At 63.5% G+C, this 17,382-nt stretch carries 16 protein-coding genes; 1 reads left to right on the top strand and 15 read right to left on the bottom strand.

Features of this window, described 5'->3' with window-relative positions; all coding sequences use genetic code 11:
* Nucleotides 1–28: 28 nt before the first annotated feature.
* The 3 genes from J2W46_RS12470 to J2W46_RS12460 all read right to left on the bottom strand — a co-directional run bounded on the left by J2W46_RS12470 (nucleotide 29) and on the right by J2W46_RS12460 (nucleotide 3,289).
* A complete protein-coding gene (locus J2W46_RS12470; protein ID WP_020071359.1) occupies nucleotides 29–1,357 on the bottom strand; it encodes an MFS transporter in 1,329 nt (442 codons plus the stop codon).
* Between the two features lie 76 nt (nucleotides 1,358–1,433).
* Nucleotides 1,434–2,183: an SDR family NAD(P)-dependent oxidoreductase gene (locus J2W46_RS12465; protein ID WP_310354096.1), complete on the bottom strand. Its 750-nt coding sequence runs from the start codon at nucleotides 2,181–2,183 to the stop codon at nucleotides 1,434–1,436.
* A 209-nt stretch (nucleotides 2,184–2,392) separates the two neighbouring features.
* The gene (locus J2W46_RS12460; RefSeq protein ID WP_027805144.1) at nucleotides 2,393–3,289 is read right to left on the bottom strand and encodes a LysR substrate-binding domain-containing protein; all 897 of its coding nucleotides are present in this window, start codon (nucleotides 3,287–3,289) and stop codon (nucleotides 2,393–2,395) included.
* A gap of 234 nt (nucleotides 3,290–3,523) precedes the next feature.
* Between J2W46_RS12460 and J2W46_RS12455 the strand changes: the two genes are divergently transcribed.
* Nucleotides 3,524–3,751: a hypothetical protein gene (locus J2W46_RS12455; protein WP_020071356.1), complete on the top strand. Its 228-nt coding sequence runs from the start codon at nucleotides 3,524–3,526 to the stop codon at nucleotides 3,749–3,751.
* Nucleotides 3,752–3,796: 45 nt separating this feature from the next.
* On the opposite strand, the gene J2W46_RS12450 is transcribed toward J2W46_RS12455, so the two are convergent.
* From J2W46_RS12450 to J2W46_RS12395, 12 genes are all read right to left on the bottom strand, one after another.
* Nucleotides 3,797–5,626, bottom strand: coding sequence for an ABC transporter ATP-binding protein (locus J2W46_RS12450; RefSeq protein ID WP_310354093.1), 1,830 nt, complete (start codon nucleotides 5,624–5,626; stop codon nucleotides 3,797–3,799).
* A gap of 129 nt (nucleotides 5,627–5,755) precedes the next feature.
* Nucleotides 5,756–6,337 (bottom strand): DUF3005 domain-containing protein, encoded by a 582-nt coding sequence (locus J2W46_RS12445; protein WP_310354091.1) that lies wholly within the window; start codon nucleotides 6,335–6,337, stop codon nucleotides 5,756–5,758.
* Nucleotides 6,338–6,590: 253 nt separating this feature from the next.
* A complete protein-coding gene (locus tag J2W46_RS12440; protein ID WP_310354089.1) occupies nucleotides 6,591–7,643 on the bottom strand; it encodes a TadG family pilus assembly protein in 1,053 nt (350 codons plus the stop codon).
* Nucleotides 7,644–7,702: 59 nt separating this feature from the next.
* Complete coding sequence (locus tag J2W46_RS12435; RefSeq protein WP_310354086.1) at nucleotides 7,703–8,179, bottom strand: TadE/TadG family type IV pilus assembly protein; 477 nt, start codon at nucleotides 8,177–8,179, stop codon at nucleotides 7,703–7,705.
* A gap of 63 nt (nucleotides 8,180–8,242) precedes the next feature.
* Entirely contained in the window at nucleotides 8,243–9,199 is a 957-nt protein-coding gene (locus J2W46_RS12430; RefSeq protein ID WP_087752999.1) for a type II secretion system F family protein, read from the bottom strand.
* 40 nt (nucleotides 9,200–9,239) lie between these two features.
* Nucleotides 9,240–10,223, bottom strand: a complete 984-nt coding sequence (locus J2W46_RS12425) for a type II secretion system F family protein (RefSeq protein ID WP_310354083.1) — start codon at nucleotides 10,221–10,223, stop codon at nucleotides 9,240–9,242.
* A 41-nt stretch (nucleotides 10,224–10,264) separates the two neighbouring features.
* The gene (locus tag J2W46_RS12420; protein ID WP_310354079.1) at nucleotides 10,265–11,632 is read right to left on the bottom strand and encodes a CpaF family protein; all 1,368 of its coding nucleotides are present in this window, start codon (nucleotides 11,630–11,632) and stop codon (nucleotides 10,265–10,267) included.
* 19 nt (nucleotides 11,633–11,651) lie between these two features.
* Nucleotides 11,652–12,863, bottom strand: coding sequence for an AAA family ATPase (locus J2W46_RS12415; RefSeq protein WP_310354076.1), 1,212 nt, complete (start codon nucleotides 12,861–12,863; stop codon nucleotides 11,652–11,654).
* 72 nt (nucleotides 12,864–12,935) lie between these two features.
* On the bottom strand, nucleotides 12,936–13,286 hold the full coding sequence (locus tag J2W46_RS12410) for a hypothetical protein (RefSeq protein WP_310354073.1): 351 nt from the start codon (nucleotides 13,284–13,286) through the stop codon (nucleotides 12,936–12,938).
* Between the two features lie 21 nt (nucleotides 13,287–13,307).
* The gene (locus J2W46_RS12405; RefSeq protein ID WP_310354069.1) at nucleotides 13,308–15,035 is read right to left on the bottom strand and encodes a type II and III secretion system protein family protein; all 1,728 of its coding nucleotides are present in this window, start codon (nucleotides 15,033–15,035) and stop codon (nucleotides 13,308–13,310) included.
* Between the two features lie 78 nt (nucleotides 15,036–15,113).
* Entirely contained in the window at nucleotides 15,114–15,950 is an 837-nt protein-coding gene (gene cpaB, locus J2W46_RS12400) for a Flp pilus assembly protein CpaB (protein WP_020071345.1), read from the bottom strand.
* 39 nt (nucleotides 15,951–15,989) lie between these two features.
* Complete coding sequence (locus J2W46_RS12395) at nucleotides 15,990–17,375, bottom strand: P-loop NTPase family protein (protein ID WP_374726824.1); 1,386 nt, start codon at nucleotides 17,373–17,375, stop codon at nucleotides 15,990–15,992.
* Between the last annotated feature and the right edge of the window lie 7 nt (nucleotides 17,376–17,382).

The raw sequence follows: 17,382 nt of genomic DNA, 5'->3' as shown, positions 1-17,382 counted from the left end.
GAGATTTAAGCGGAATAGTTGGAAAAGGTCAGCGGTTCACGGACTTCGCGGGCACGAGGAAGACCAGGCATGCGCCGAGCGTCACCGCAACCGAGATGAAGATCAGTCCCGCTGTCGAGCGGCCCGTCATGTCGTTGAGCCAGCCCACGATGGCGGGCGAAAAGAAGCCCGCAAGATTGGCGAAGCAGTTCACAGCCGCGATGCCGGCTGCGGCGGACATGCCGCCGAGCAGCGCCGTGGGCAGCGACCAGAACTGCGACGACGACGCGAGGATGCCGGCAGCCGCAATGCTCAAACACACGATCGACGCCGGCACGCTGCCGAGCGTGGGCAGGACCGCAAACCCCGCTGCCGCGATCAGCATTGGAATGGCCAGGTGAAGTCTGCGTTCGCGCCGGCGGTCCGCACTCATGCCGATCAGCGGCAATGCGACGATCGCGCAAAGATAAGGAATCGCGGTGAACACACCCACCCACAGCGGATCGGCGACGCCTGATTTACGGATGATCGTCGGCAGCCAGAAAGTCAGCCCGTACTGACCGAGCACGACACAGAAATAAATCGCTGCCATCAGCCACAAGCGACGGTCGCCAATGAACGAGCGAATCGAAATATGGGCAGTGGTGTGCACGTTATCGCCGGCGACATTGCGTGCCAGCAGATTCTTCTCCGACTCGGTGAGCCACTTTGCTTTGGCGATGCCGTCGTCGAGATACAGAAGAATCGCGACTCCAAGCACGAGCGACGGCAGAGCCTCAAGCATGAACAGCCACTTCCAGCCGGCCATGTTCATCGCACCGTGGAGCGAATGCATGATCCAGCCCGACAGCGGACCGCCGACTATGCCCGCAAGCGGAATCGCCATGAAAAAGAGCGACAACGCCTTGGCTCTGCGGGCAGCGGGAAACCAGTACGTCAGATAAAGAATGACGCCGGGCGCAAAACCCGCTTCTGCAACGCCAAGCAAAAAGCGCAAAACATAAAACGCGGTGGGCGACTTCACAAAGACGAACGACGCGGAAATCACCGCCCACGTCAGCATGATTCGCGCAAGCCATTTGCGCGCGCCGACACGGTGAAGCACCAGATTGCTCGGCACCTCGAAAAGAAAGTAACCGAGAAAAAAGATGCCCGCGCCCATGCCGTAGACGGTCTCGCTAAAGCGCAGATCGTTCAGCATCTGCAGCTTCGCAAAGCCGACGTTGACGCGATCCAGATACGCGCCGAGATAGCACAGCATCAGAAACGGAATCAGCCTGCGGCTTACCTTGGCGTAGGTGCGCGATTCGAAGCTCGTCGCGTCTGAGTGCGCCAACACTTCGCCGTCGATAGCAGAAGCGGTGTATTTCGATTTCATGTTTGTCTCCTTCCATGGGCCCCGGGTTCGCCCGGGTGCCAGGAACACAGCGCCGCCTCACGGGCGAGCGCTGTCGTCAATGAATGAGCATGCCGCCGTTGACGTCGAGCGTGACGCCCGTCAGATACGTCGAGAGATCGCTCACGAGAAAAAGGCACGCGTTCGCGACATCGGCGGCGTCGCCCAGTCTGCCGAGCGGAATGCCTTTGATGATGTCCACGCGCATTTCCGCAGTCAGCTTGTCGCCGGTGATGTCGGTCTGGATGAGCCCCGGCGTGATCGAATTGACGCGGATGCTGTCGGGGCCGAATTCGCGGGCCATCGCACGCGCGAGACCGAGCACACCGGCTTTCGCCGCGCTGTAATGCGGGCCGCCGAAAATGCCGCCGCCGCGTTGCGCCGAGACAGACGACATGCACACGATGCTGCCGCGCTTCTGCTCCTTCATTGCAGGCAGTACGGCTTGCGACATGTAGAGCGTGCCGCGCAGATTCACATCGACGATTGCGTCGAAACCTTCGGCGCTAATGTCTAGCGTGCGTACTGGCTGCGTGATGCCGGCGTTGTTGACGAGGCCGTCTATGCGGCCATAACGTTCGAGCGTGGCGGTTGCAGCTTGCACGCATGCAGCTTTGTTGGTGACGTCGCAAGCAAGGCCGAGATGTGCCGCGCCCAGATCGGCGGCGGCGGCTTTCGCGTCTTCTTCGCGCAGATCGAGAATCACGACGCGCGCACCCTGGGCGGCCAGTGCGTTCGCCGTCGCCTTGCCGATTCCACGCGGGGAAGCCGCGCCCGTGACGATAACCACCTTGTTCTCGAGCAGCATCACTTGTCTCCTGAATGTTGATGTGATGGAGCCAGTGTCCGGCACGCCGCGCGTGGCATCAACGCAGTACGGCTCAACTATGCTTGAGAAATTTTCAGGTGTTCGGGAGGGCGGACGCGACGCTTGCTGCGCGCGGGTTGGCGGCCTGCGAAGCAATCCGCCGAATGAGCACGGTGCTGGAATACCCTGGTGTCGATCTGCCGGTGTTTTTAAGCCGCGCGTTCTCTCTGACCGATTTCCCGGTCGATCCACGCGATGAATCGCGCGACCCGTGGCAACTCCGCATTCTGCGGCGGGCACACCAGATGATGCGCGCCGACCTCGACCGCGTGCGAGTGATCGAACACCGGCACGAGCGCGCCTTCCTTGATCCGTACCGACGCGAGCATCAGACTTTCGAGCGCGATGCCGAGTCCGAGCGCCGCCGTTTCGAGCGACATGTACGAGCGGTCGAACGAGAAATCGAACGTCTTGTGCGCGGCAGAGACGCCGGTACGCCCGAACCATTGCTTCCACTGAACGAGCGGCGTTTCCGAGTAGATCAGACGATGGGCGAGCAGATCTTCCGGCGTATTCACCGGGTGGCTCCGCAAATAGGCCGGCGACGCCAGCGGCGCAATGAACTCGTTGCGAAGCGTCCGCACTTCGAGATCGCGCCAGTTCGCATAACCGTGACGAATGTCGATGTCGTAGTAACCGCTCGTGAACGACACATCTTCGTATGAGCATGCGAGGTTCAGCTGGATGTCCCCGTTCGCTTCCTGAAACGATGCGAGCCGCGGCAGCAGCCACATCAGCCCGAAGCTGGGGCTCGAATGCACGCGCAGAATGTCGACCTCGGTGCGGCTCGACGCGCGCTCGGTCGCGCGGCTCAGGTCCGCAAGAGAACCCGTGACGTCCGACAGATAGCGCTCGCCTGTCGGCGTAAGCACGAGGCCCCGGCCTGAGCGGTAGAACAGCGTCTGGCCGATGATCGACTCGAGATTGCTGATCTGATGACTCACCGCCGAAGCGGTCAGCCCAAGCTCCTCCGACGCACGATTGACGCTCCCAGTTCGAGCCACGCTCTCAAAAGCGATGATGGCTTTGACGGGTGGTATGCGCATGGTGAAGTCTTCTCAGTGCGGTTGTGAAAGTGTTCCGATGCTCGCCATACGAAGGTAAGCAGAGTAGTGCGGTAAACCATGAACCGGTCTGGCGCAACGCAGCGAGCGCGCAAGACGCAGCCCCGATTATCCGTCAATTGCCAGTGACTGCTTCGCCGGTACGCGCTTTGCTGGACCGATGCAGGCGACGAAGGGGGCCCGCAATCGCAGGCAGCAACGGCATGGAGGCGTGGCATGGGATGTGGCGCGAAAGGTGTCATGACGCTCGGGCAGGAAACAGATATTGCCGGCGAGGAAATGCTGAACATGCAGCACCTGGAAGCGAGCCCGGACGGCAAATACGTTTTGCTGGTCGAAACGGAGCGCTCCGAATGGGGTATTCAACAGCAGACCAGTTACCGGATGCCCGCGAAGCGTCTCGTCGAGTTGATCAGGACACAAGGTGAGCGCATGGACGGCTAGCCCTTGCCGCGAAGTCGTTTGAATGCGGCAGAAGGCGCAGGCGGATCAGTTCAGCGTAGGGGCGGGGGTGCGCCGGCCGTGGCGCGCCAGCGTATCGCGGTAGATGCCCGGCACTTGGGCAAGTTGCGCGGGGGTGCCTTCCTGAACGACGCGGCCGCGGTTCATCACGATGATCCGGTCGAACGACTGCAACGTCGACAGCCTGTGCGCAATCGCGATCACCGTGCGATTCTGCATGAGACGTTCGAGCGCGGCCTGAATGACGATTTCCGAAGCGGTGTCGAGCGCCGAGGTCGCCTCGTCGAGCAGAAGTATCGGCGAGTCCTTCAGGATCGCGCGCGCAATTGCGATGCGCTGGCGCTGTCCGCCGGAGAGCTTCGCGCCGCGGTCGCCTGCTATCGCGTTCAAGCCGTCAGGCAATGCCCCGATGAAATCCATGCAACTGGCGTCTTCGCATGCGCGCCTCACGTCGGCTTCGCTTGCATCGGGGCAGCCATAGCGGATGTTGTCGAGCAACGAGCGATGAAGCAGCGTGACGTCTTGCGGCACCACCGAGATCGCCGCTTGCAGGCTTTCCAGCGTCACTTGCGAGATGTCCTGGCCGGAAATGCGTACGCACCCGGTGGCCGGCTCGTAGAAGTGCTGAAGCAGCGCGAGCACGGTCGATTTACCCGCGCCGGACGGTCCGACCAGTCCCACGCGTTCCCCTGCTTGGATGTGCAGCGTCAACTCGTTCAATACCGGCCTGCGGCCCGGATAAGCGAACGAGACGTTGTCGAAATCGACTGTCGCCTCGCGCACCGCGAGCGGTATTGCTTTGGGCGGTTCCGGCATCGAATAGGGCGTCAGCAAAGTTTGCGATGCTTCCGCGAGGCGCGCCACGTGCTGCGTTAAATCGACGAATGCGACCGCCACGTCGCGCGAACCATGCAGAATTGAAAAGCCCAGAGAGCCGACGAGGACCACGTCGCCGGTGCTCGCTCTACCTTGCGTCCAAAGCCACACGGTCCAGCCGAGCACGCCCGCCGACAGCACCACGGTGGCGAACGCATGCAGCAGGCGCAGCTTTTCCAGATACAGCAGACTGCGCTTGCGCGCAACGGCCTCGGCTTCGAGATGGCCGTCGAAGCGCCGTTGCTCCGCGTTGACCGCGCTGAACGCACGCACGAGCCCCATGTTGCCGATTACATCGACCAGTTCGCCGTCTACGGAAGCCGCCTGGCTCGCGAACGCCTCGTGCCGCGACGTGCCCTTGCGCGCGAGCCAGAACAGACACGCGCTGAGGGCTGCCGAAACGGCGACGAGCGCGACGCTCATCGGAACGCTCACGGTGGCCACCATCACGATCGCGCCGATCACGGTCAGCGTCGGCGGCAAGGCGGTCCATGCCACCGTGTTTTCGATGATGTATACCGCGTTCGCCGTGGCTGACACACGGCTGGATAAAACGCCCGGCTGTTTGTCCGCGAAAAACGAAGGCGCATGTCCCGTCAGATACTCGAACATGTCCTGGCGGATGTCGCCCGTCACGCGCACGAATGCGCGTGCCGCGACCCAGCCGGCGACGCGCCACATCAGGTTGTCCGCGAAAATGAGGCCGACGAGCACGGCAAACGCGTACTCGACCGTCTGTGGATGCGCGCGCCCTTGCGGCAGCGCGTCGATCAGATTGCGGATACCGTATTGCGACGCGAGCGCGAAGCCGACCGCGGCCACGACGCTGACGAGCATGATGACGTGAGCCACTTTGTGGCGCGCGACATAGCGCCAGATGAGACGAACCGGCCGACCCGCATAGCGGGATAAAACGCGTGAGCGCCGCCGTCCGCGCACGCGGCTAGCGCGACTCCGATCGCTCCGATCGACGAGTTCCATGGTGCCTTCCCGAACTGGTGCGCCGGCAGGCGACAGCGGTGTGCTTCCGGGGAGGGAGGCGTGCCATGCGTCCGGCGAAAACGCTGCGCAAGGTCCATGCCTTGCGCAGTCCCGCCGGATTACCGCAGCTTACGTTGGCTCGTTGCCGCTTGCCCTGCGGGCGTCGAACTGTATGACGTGTTCTGCGAGCGAGCCGTTCCTTCGCTCGATGTAAACAGTGCCGCGATACGACACTTGCCAGCCGTCGCGCGCCGCAATCAGCGGCATGTTTCCACCGGCGCGGCTGTCTATGCCGCCCAGGCCCATTGCGGGCGCGGGAACGTTGTTTTCGAGCGTGGCATTCGACGAGATGACATTGTCGTGCCACGGCGACAGTCCTCGCTTTGCTTCAAGACCTTTGCCGTCGGTGTCGACGGTGTTATCGGTCGACGCCGTGTTGGCCGCGTCCACCGAGACCGTGCGGCTGCTCGCCCGGTGCACCGGGTCAGGCGAATCGGCCGTCAGCGCGTCGAGATCGATAGGCGGCAGATTCTGCGCGTTGTCGTGGCGCCCCGTCGGCTCGGCCGCGCCGGCGTTACTCGAGCTGCCGAACTCTTTAGCTTGCGTATGAGCGTCTGGAGAAGCCGTTCCGGCTGCAGGGGTATGCACCGGACTCTTTGCGGCCATTTCGTTCTGCTGTTTCTGCGTGGGATTGTCTTCCGCGTTTTGCATGTCGCTACTCCTGCCGTTGGGGACTCCCCGGTCGGGGACGCGCAATGTCTGCCGCTCTTTCCGTTCCGCGAAGTCCGCTGCAACCCTCGTGTAAACGCATCGTATGAAAGGGTTACTTGAAGCGTTGAAAAAAATGACCGGCGCCGGTCTCGCGTATGACGTATGTCGCCGCGATGGCGGGCGCCAGGCTATACAGTCGCAGCGAACGTTCCCGGCAGGTGGATTCGCGGCGTGCGAGGTTGGGCAATGTTCGCTAGTTGGCGAGACTCGGCGCTGTGACGGCGCCGTAATACGTCGCGGCGCCGGAGCCTCCGCTAGCCGACGGCGCCTTGTAGCCCGCAATGAAATGGCCGTAAATGTACGGGTTGCTGCCGTTCACCGCACCGTCGATATGAAAAGGCGCGAACCCGACGATGGGCACGGGGCTGCCCGTATCGAGCGTGTCGACCACCGGCAGCAGAACATCGGCGGGAGCAGGCACCGAGTTGTAGATCGTATTCTTCACGCCGGATTGAATCCATGTCGTATCGCCGATATTGAGCGGCAGTGGATTGCCGTTGGCGATCAGATTGCGGATCGATGTCACGTCCTGAACGTTGTACTGAAACGATGTCCATTGCCCGGAGCCCACGCTCGCCGCGCAGCCGGGATAGTGGTAAGTCGATCCTATGCTGAACTCCCGAGGGCGGCCGGTTGCGGGATCGTTTACCGGTTGTCCCGTCGTTGCATTCCAGTAGGCCGTATAGAGGCACTTCGAGATGGCTGTCGGAAAAAGTGCGCCGGGCGCGGCGTAGCCCGGCGCCGAGATGACCGCCACAGCCGTTGCGCTGATCGGCATTGTGTTGATGCCGATGATCGGCGCCAGCACGAGCGGAAGCGGTCCGCCGTTCTGCCCGGCCGCGCGGCTTACCGTCACTCGCACGGCGGGTTTGTCGTAGGCGCCCGGCGAGGGCACAGGCAGCGACTGCAAGCCGGCGGGTGTGCCCGTCACGTTCCAGTAGCCGCTCTGAACCTGGGCCGTCAGCAGTAGCGAGCCTTCGGTCCGGTTCAGCGTGATCGCGGATTGTGCCTTCATTTCCGCCTGCGTCCAGTTCGGGGTCGCGTAGTTCGGCCCGAGCGCTCCAGCGCCGGCAAGCGCCGCCGCATCGGCAGCGTTCTGCAGTTCGTTGCGCACGACCCACGCGCGGCCCAGGTCGACCGCGAGCGCAGTCGTGCCGATCAGTACGGTCAGGCACAGCGCGGTCATCACCGCTACGGCGCCGCGTTGCCGGTTCCGCGCCGGCGCAGGATTTCTTCGGGGTCTCATGTGAACCTCCATCGCGTGTGGATTGCGCCGGGCAGTGGCGGCCTGCCGGTTGCGCGTCGTTATTCGTAGTTCATCGTGGTGATGGCGGTGATGGGCACCGAGCCCACCAGTTGACTGACGATCGCGCCGAGCCCCACGCCGCTATACGAATAGGTGAGCGTGACCTTGAGCGGCTGACCGGTCGTCGTGCCCGACGATTGATCTACGGCTACGCTCACCGGCGACGGCGACGCGCCAAAGCTGATCAGATACGTCGACGCATAGTTCTGCGCGACAGTGGTGATCTGAGCGGCCGTGAGTGGCGGTACCTTGTACATCACGCCGGCGCGTGCAGCTTCGCGGCTCGCATTGGTGATCACCGCCTTGTCGTACAGCGCAATGCTGAACTCGACCATGCCGAACACGATCAGCAACAGCAGAGGCAGGACGAGTCCGAACTCGACGGCCGCGACGCCCGCCTCGCGGCGCCGCCCGCGTCTGCGCGAGGCCGGGCGCGTTCCGGAAAATGATGAAAAGTGCGTTGTTTTATGGCTCATTTCTCGTCCCCTGTGCGCGTTGTTGTTTTCAACCAATGCGTGCGCCGCGTGCCGATGAACGCGTCACGTGCCGAGCGTCGGCAGCAAAATGCGGTAGATGTGGATGAACGCCGGTCCCATCAGCACCGTCATCAATGCGGGGAAGATGCAGAAGATCAGCGGGAACAACAGCTTCAATGCGATCTTGGCGGCGCGTTCCTCTGCGCGCATTCTGCGGCGCGTGCGAAGCGTGTCCGACATCACGCGCAACGAAGCGCCGATGCTCGTGCCGAAGCGATCCGCTTGCACCAGCATCGAAGCGAAGTTGTCGACGTCCTCGACACCCGTGCGCAACGCGAGGTTGCGCAGCGCCTTTTCCTTCGTGAAGCCGGAACGCAGTTCGAGCAGCATCAATTGCAGTTCGCTTGCGACTTCGGGACTTGCGAGCTGCATTTCGTTGGCTACTCGCATCAGCGCGGCGTCCATACCGAGGCCCGCTTCCACGCAAACCGTCAGCAGATCGAGCGCGTCCGGGAAGCCTTCGACAATCGCGCGCTGACGCCGCGCACGGCAGCGCGCCAGTATGATGTTCGGCGTGTAGTAGCCGATCGCCGCGAGTATGGCGAGGATCGTTGCGCTCACAGCGTACTGTCCGTTGACGACCGGCGTGCGCATCAATGCGATGAGACCGATAAGCGGCAGCAGCAGTGCGAGCACGGTCTTCGCCGCGAAATAAAGCCCGGCCGCCGTCGATGAGCGCCAGCCCGCGTTCATCAAACGCAGCCGTAACGGCGAGTCTTCCCAGCCGTCCTTTGGAATGGACAGTTGCGAGATCGGCCGCGAGATCTCCGCGATTTTCTCGGCCCATCCCGAGCCGGCCGAAGACTGCGTTTGCCGCGACAGCGACACGCCTCCGGCCTGCTGGATGCGGCGCTGCATATCCTTTGGCGTCATCCACCACATGAGCGCGACCACGCCGGCGAATGTGGCGACGAACACGCCGCCGAGCAGCAACAGGGTCCCTGAATCGAGCGTTTCCATCGTGACTCTCCAATTGGGTTCTCTTGACGCACGGCCGGCGTTATACGCGAATCCGCACGATCCGCCGCATCCACAGCACGCCGAACAGCATCGACACGAACACCGATTCGATGACCTTGAGCCCGGCGGGATCTTCCCAGAGCACGGAGAGAAAGCTCGGGTTCAACAGATTCATCGCGCCCGCCGCTGCGAACGGCAACAGGCCGATGATCCATGCGGACAGGCGCCCTTCGGCGGACAGCACGCGCACCTGATCGAACAGACGCAGCCGGTCGCGAACCAGCGACGCAATGCTGTCGAGAATCTCGGCGAGATTGCCGCCGGTCTCGCGCTGGATCAGCACCGCGATCACGAAGTAGCGCAGATCGCGAACCGGCACGCGCGTCGCAAGATTGAGCAGCGCTTCGTTCATCGTGACGCCGTAATTGATTTCGTCGAAGACGGTACGGAACTCGCCGCCCGTCGGCTCGGCGAACTCGTTGCCGAGCATGCCGATGGCGCTTGAAAACGAATGGCCCGCTCGCAATGCGCGGCTGATCATGTCGGCGGCCTCGGGCAACTGCCGCTCGAGAACACGAAGGCGCCTGGCGCGAGCGCGCAGCACGCGCAGTGTTGGGAACGCGAGGGCCGCCGCGCCGGCGAGCACCATGACGAGCGTCGGCACCGGCACTGGAGAGAAACTGGCCGCGAGCAGCACGACGATAACGGCCACCGCGCTGTGCATCACGAGCCGCCCGACCGTGTGGCTCAACCCCGACTGAACGACGATCCGGTCGATCGCGTGGATGCGCGGCACGCGCAACATCAGCGCATGGAGCGGCGCGGAATTGCTGAGCATGCGCTCCTTCAGGATGGACAGGCGCTCGCCGTGCACATGCGCGCCCGCCGAAAGCGCTCTGATCCGTTGATCGAGGCGTCGCGCAGCGGCCCCATGATGGCTGTTCCACCATTGATACACCCCTTCTATACCCAGAACCACCGCAACGAAGAGCAGGAAAGCGAAGGCGTAAAAGATCGGATTCATAGATGCCTCACAAAGATGAGCCGCGTGCGCCGCGCCGACCGTTACGCCGTATCGAAGCGCCGGGCCGGATCGTAGAGCTGGTCGGGCAGCGCAATGCCGAACGCCTGCAACCGCTCGGTGAATTTCGGTCTTACGCCGGTCGCGCAGAAGTGGCCGCGCACGGTGCCGTTCTGATCGATGCCCGTTCGTTTGAACGTGAAGATCTCCTGCATATTCACCATCTCGCCTTCCATGCCCGTCAATTCCTGAATGCTGACGACCTTGCGCCGGCCGTCGGTCAAGCGGGCCACCTGGACCACCACCGAGATCGCGGACGAAATCTGCTGGCGCAGATTCTTCGGCGACAGGGCAAGGCCGGCAAGGCTGATCATGTTTTCGAGGCGCGTCAGCGCGTCGCGCGGCGTATTCGCGTGAATTGTCGCGAGCGATCCTTCGTGGCCGGTGTTCATCGCATTGAGCATGTCGAGCGCTTCGGCGCCGCGTACTTCGCCGAGGATGATGCGATCCGGCCGCATCCGCAGCGCGTTGCGCACGAGTGTGCGTTGAGTGACTTCGCCGCGTCCCTCGACATTCGGCGGCCGCGTTTCCAGACGCAGCACGTGCTGCTGTCGCAGTTGCAACTCAGCCGCGTCTTCGATCGTTACCACGCGCTCGCCTTCGGGAATGAAGCCCGACAGAATGTTGAGCAGCGTGGTCTTGCCGCTGCCCGTTCCGCCCGACACCAGCACGTTGACCTTTGCCCGCGTGAGCGCATCGAGCAGCTCGGCCATGGGTGGCGTGAGGCTTTGCGACGCCACCAGGTCGCTCATCTGCAGCGGGTTCACTGCGAAACGCCGGATCGACATGAGCGGCCCGTCCACAGCGGAAGGCGGAATGATCGCGTTGACGCGCGAGCCGTCAGGCAGGCGTGCGTCGACCATCGGACTCGATTCGTCGATGCGCCGCCCGACCCGCGAGACGATCTTCTCGATCACCTTCATCAGGTGCGCGTCGTCGTAAAAGGTCACGTCCGTGAGTTCCAGCCGTCCCCCGCGCTCGACGTACGTCGTGCGGTACGTGTTGACCAGAATGTCCGATACGCTCGGGTCGCGCAGCAGCGCTTCGAGCGGACCGAAACCGAACATCTCGTCGTGGATGTCGGTCATCAACTGCCTGCGTTCGAAGTCGTTGACGGGCGCCTTGTCTTCTTCGAGGATGCGCGCGATCAGCCCGCCGATTTCCTGACGCACCTGCTCGGCCGGCAGCCGCGCGAGACGTTCCAGTTCGACGCGATCGAGCACGGCTTCGTGAACCTTGCGTCTGAGCGTCTGGTAGGCGGCGCGCGCGAGACCGAGCGGCGCGCGCATGCCCGCCTGGCGTTCCGGCAGCGCATGGACCGTTTGTGACGACATCTGTTCGCGTAGTGACATGAGATTCTCCTGGCTGACGTTATGACGCCGTCGACTGCCGCTGCGTGGCCGAGCGGCCGAACAGCCGGGCGAGCAACGGGTCATCCCGCTTCTTCTGCGGGACGACGCCTGTCGACTGATTGACGATGCTTTGTGCGAGCGCCTGTATGCTGCGCGTGAGCGCGCTGTTGCGCGCATTTTTCAGCAACGGCTCACCGAGGTTGACGGCCTCGGCCGCCGCTTGCGGGTCGTCGGCGATCAGATGCGAAGGACGCCTGCCGAGCACCTGTTCGAGCGCGCTCGCGGCTCGCTCGTCGTGGCGGCGGTGCCGGTTCAATAGCAGGCGCATCCTGTCGGGCGAATACGCGAGCGACACGAGCATCTCCTGCAGACGGCGGCCCGCGCGCACATATGGCATGCTTGCCTGAAGCACCAGGTGAATCTCGGCGCTGCGATCGAGCGCGACGATGGACAGCGCGTTGATGCTCTGGCCGAGATCGAACAGCACGACGTCGTAACGCGGCGCCGCCACGCCGAGAATCCATTCAAGCTGTTCTTCATGAATCTCGAGCGCCTTCAACGGATCGCCCGCGCCGGCCAGCACATGAAAACCGGGCGTGACGTGCGTGAGCGACGCATCGAGAAACGCGGCGTCGATGCGTTCGATCTGCGCGCAGATTTGCGGCAACGTCGACGGCGGTTCCTGATCGCTTACGAGAAACGCGGCGTCGGCGAACATCTGGTTCAGGTCGACGAGCAGCACCCGCTTGCCGTGCAGCGTCGCGATCGCGTGACCCACGTTCGCCGCGATCAGGCTCGTGCCTGCGCCGCCCTTGCACGAAATGAACGACACCATATGCGTTTCGTGGCGAGTCTCGTCGGCGTGCGGGGCCATGGCACGCTGCACGGCGGCGCCGAGCGCGCGTGCGTCGAGCGGCCAGTTCAGCACGTCGCGAACGCCCGCGCGCATTGCGGCGATCAGCGTGTCGGGCGACGTCTGCGGCAACAGCAACAGACACGTAAGGCGCGGATAGCGGTGCACCAGCAGGTTGACCGAATCGAGTTCGGCGCGCTCGATCGACGCCGCGTCGATGATCAGCACGTCGAACGCATCGAGACTGTCGCCGCGCTCCAGCAACGTGGAGGGCGCGCCTTGCATGCGGGTCGTCGTGCAATTGCCGCAGTCCGTGACGAGGCGAACGACCTCGGACATTCGGCCCGTGTGCTCGGAGTTGATGAGGATATTGATCATGATGTTGTCGTCCGCGGAATCGTTGCCGGGTTGGCCCTGCGACGGCTCGCGCCGTTGCAAGGCTCACGTTGCCTACTCGCCGTTCGCAGGCGTAGGCATGGCCGCGCCCGCGCCCGCGCTCGCACCGCCGGCAGAGCTGCGGCCCACGCCGATTACGAATGCATTGGCGGACGTTGTGGGTGCCTTCAGCGACGCGTTGTAGTTCGACATCGCCGCGACCGCAGCCTTGCCGTCCACGCCCGCCGTCGACGGATTTTTCGCGGCCGCGTCCGGGTCGATGATCTGGGCCTCGGTGTAGCTGCGCACCGATTCGCCGAAGTGCCGGTCGAAGTCGGGCGTCGTCGACATGCAGCCGTTGAGCGCGAGGCACGCCGGCAGGAGTAACGCAGCCCAGCGCAAGGAGGAAATGGTGTGGTTTGTCATGACGTTCTCCGAGGGGTTGCGTTAGTTGTGAGCAGCAATTTGCGCGGCTTTCGCCTCAGGCAGCGGTGTGCTCGCCGCTGCGGGATTCGGCACCATGGCGGAGACGGGCGGCTCGGCGGCGGGAACGACTGCAGGAACCTGCGGTTGCGACGGTGCCGGAGCCATCGCCGGCGACGGCGCAGGGGCAGGCATCGGCGGCGCGGGCTTGTTGTCGCCCGCCGGATCGCGGCCTTCCATGTTGCCCATCAGATAAACGTCGGCCTCGTTCGGCGTCCTCAGGCGGTCGGTGGGCAGCGGCAGATTCGCCGCCGTTTGCAACGGCTTCACGAGGTGCGGCGTGATGATGAACACGAGTTCGGTGCGGTCCTGCTGATACGACGTGCTTCTGAAGAGCGCGCCCAGCACCGGTACTTCGCCGACACCCGGAATGGCCTTCAACGTGCCCGACGCGTTGTTCTTGATCAGGCCGCCAATCGCGAAAGTCTCCCCATCGTTCATCTGCACCGTCGTGGAAGCGCGGCGCGTGGTGATCAGCGGCAAGATCGTCAGATTGTTGGTATTCGTCGCACCGACGGTGACGCCGGTGGACGACAGCTCCGACACTTCCGGCGCCACCTTCAGGTTGATGCGGCCGCCGGCGAGTACAGTCGGCGTGAACTTCAGGCCGACGCCAAATTCCTCTTCCTGCAGGACGATGGTCGCCACGCCGTTCAGGTTGCTTTGCGGAATCGGAATAAAAACCTTGCCGCCTGCGAGGAATGTCGCCTCCTGTCCGCTCAATGTGACGAGATTCGGCTCGGCCAGAATCTTCACGAGGTTATCGCCGTGCTGTCCGTCGATCGCGACATTGAATGGCCGGTTATTCGCCTTGTTCACGTCGACGATGCTCGACACGCCCGCGAGCAGGCTGCTGATCAACGCGCCGCTCCACGAGCCGAAGCCGCCCTGGATGTTCATTGCCGAGCCCAACTGGTTGAGCACGGTCTTCGACACTTCAGCGACCTTCACTTCGAGCATTACCTGTTGCGGCGAGTCGACGCTCATCATGTTGAGCACCGTCGCGGCCTTGGCGTTGCCATTCGACGCGCCGTTGGCTGCTGGCAGCGAACTTCGTGCGTATGCTTTGGCGATTTCCTGTGCCTGATTGGCGGCCTGTGCATTCGATACGCGGCCGGCGAGCACGAGGTCTCCAGCGACCGTCGAGACGCGGATGTTCGGCTCATCGGGCATGAGTTGCGACAGCGAAGTCTGCAGGCCGCCTGAATCCGCGTTGACTACCACGTTGATGACCTCGCACGCGCCGCTCTTGCCTTGCACGATCATGTTGGTGGTGCCGACCGCCATCCCGACTACGTACAGCGTTTGCGGCGACACCATGGTGGCCTGCGCGATCGACGGATTGCCCAGCGTGCGATTGCGCACCGGTTCCGCGGTGTGCATCAGCGTCGACTTGCCGATTGGCACTACCACCGTGCTCTGCTCGTTCTGCGTGCGGCTGCATGCAGGACCGCGGGCGGCGGCGCTTTGCATTGCGCTGGCAGGCTGCGCCGCCGTGGGATTCATGCTGATGGTCATTTGCACCGGGCCGCGCGGCATGGGCACGGCAACGCCTTTGCCGGACATGCCGGGATCGAGCGCCTCCTGGGCGTGCACCGCCTGCGTGCCGAGCAGCGATGCGCATATCGTTGTGGTCAGCAACGCGGCGCGCATCCCGCAGCCGTTCATGAGTTTCCGTTGACTCGATTTCATTTCTTTATCTCCCCGTAGCCCCGTTGCGAGCGAACTGTCGTGCGCGACACGCGGCGGCATTGCCCGACTGTTATGTGATCAAAAGCATTCCTGACTACCTTGCGTTCCCGACAGCACGCCGACGCAGTCGCGCTTCGGCGCAGGGCGGGCCGTGTATTTGACGCGAGCGGGCGCCGCCGCGACAACGGGCGCGGATGCCGGCGCGGCGGGCCTGCCTAGCAGCGTGACCTTGGTCGCGCCGCCGGTGGGCAACGCGCGGTCGTCGATCTGGTTGCGCAGCACGAGTGACAGGCTGCCGACGCTGCGCGCGAGATCGAGTTTTTCGGCCTGGTCAGGCGTCACTTCGAGCGTGACTGCGTTGACGACCTTGGGCTGCGTGTCGTCGCGGCTGACCTGCTGCGCGACGGCAAGCACGAGAATCTTTTCGAGGACGATCTTCGAGATGCTCTGCTGCGGGTCAGAGTTCTTCGCTTCGGGTTCCTGAGTGTTGACGATCACGTCCACATAGTTGCCGGGCAGTGCAAAACCCGCCACACCCACGACATCGTTCACGCGCACCGTGATCGCACGCCTGCCTTCGCCGATCACCGCCGAGAGGCCGCCCTTGGTGCCTTGCGGAGCGAGCTTCGATTCGATCACCGGCTCGCCGGGTTCGAGGCTCGTGCGCACCACACGTCCGTCAAGTGCTTTGGCATCCTTGAACGCGCCGGGCGGGACGCTTGCGGACGGCCAGTTCACCGTGCGGATCATGTTCGGATTCAGCGGCTGCCCGAGACTCACTTCGGCGGTGGCCACCGCAACCGGCGTGACGGCCGACGACGACGCCTGCAGCAACCATCGCGACGCGAAACCGACGGCGGCAAGACCCGCGAGCAGAGCCATTCCTAACATCACAATTGCGCGACTGGTCTTCATGTTGATACTCCTTTCATGAGTTGCGATGGCACCTGCTGATCAGACGCCGGCGTACCGTTTGCCGGCTTCCCCGGCATGGGATAAATGCGTGTCTTCATGTTCCGGCGCGCTGCCGAAATAGCTGTGCCATGCATGCGCCAGACGGTATTCGGTGACGACAGGTGCGTCGCCGTGATAGAGCGCGAAAGAACGCAGCACGGCGAGAAGATCGGCCGGATAACAGGCGAGAAGCGGTGTCCCGCTGCGCAGATGTAATTGGTGCATCAGGTACTCGAACACGCCGGGTGCCTGCTCAATGTCGTGCGCTGCGCATTGAGCGTCGAAGAGGCGCCGGTAGTCGTCGAGGCACAGCGGGCCGACATGGAGCTTCGAGCCGAGCCTGCGCAGAAAGGCGTTGTCGTTCAGTTCGGCAGGGGTAAGGTTGGTCGAGAATACGGGCCACACATCGAACGGGCTCACGAAGCGCGCGCCCGATTGCAGCGAGAACTGATCGACGCCGCGATCGAGCGGCGTGATCCAGCGATTGAGCAGATCGGCGGGCGCGACGCGCTGGCGGCCGAGATCGTCGACGACATACATGCCCATGTTCGCCTTCATATGCGGCGGCGCCTGATAAAAGCCGCTGTTCGCGTTGTACTGGAGATCGAGCATCGCCAATGTCAGTTCGCCGCCGGACATCACCACCGGCCGTTCGCATACTCGCCAGCGGCGATCGGTTACGTGAGGCAGAGCGCTAGCGCAAGCGTCGCGATGAATCAGCGGATCGTGCAACTGGATGACATCGCCCGCTACATGAATCGCATAGGGGACCGGCACAGCGCCTTGCAGCAATTCCCCAAGCCGTTCGGCGAGGTAGGTCTTGCCGCCGCCCGCCGGGCCATAGAGCATGACCGGGCGGCCGGCGTTCAACGCGGCGACTGCGGAATCGATCAACGGCATATCGGCGATCAGGTCCGGGAAGGCGGCGCGCACGTCGTGCTGCGCAATGCGGATGCGTGTTACCGAATACGCGTTGACCATGCTCACATACGCCTGGAGCGTGACCGGCGCGGGGCCGCAATAGGTGGAGCGGCTTGCTTCGTGAGCTGCGAGAGCGCGGCCGGCATCGGTGAGGCGCAGATAGACATCGGTATCGGCCGCACCGCGATGGGCGATTTCGACAAGATGTTCGCGCACCAGGAAGCCGATCGTTTCTTCGAGTGCCGCTGCTGTCAGGCAATGCCGCAAAATGAGATCGCCGAGCGACGATTTGCCGTTCTGCAAAAGGGACTTCAGAACCAGATGCGCGACGAAGAGCGCGGGCAAGCCGGTGTCCGCAACAGTGCGCGGCGCGCGCAATACCATGTCGTTCGTGCAGCTCTGGCCGGCGTCCATGTCGAGAGGTGCGCTTGCTGCCTGGGCTGTGGCCGTACCGTTCGTGTTCATGTCCTGC

The organism is Paraburkholderia strydomiana, from assembly GCF_031456815.1.
Classification (GTDB): Bacteria; Pseudomonadota; Gammaproteobacteria; order Burkholderiales; family Burkholderiaceae; genus Paraburkholderia; species Paraburkholderia caledonica.
Note: the sequence above shows the minus strand (reverse complement) of the source record. Positions and strands in the feature narration are given on the sequence as shown.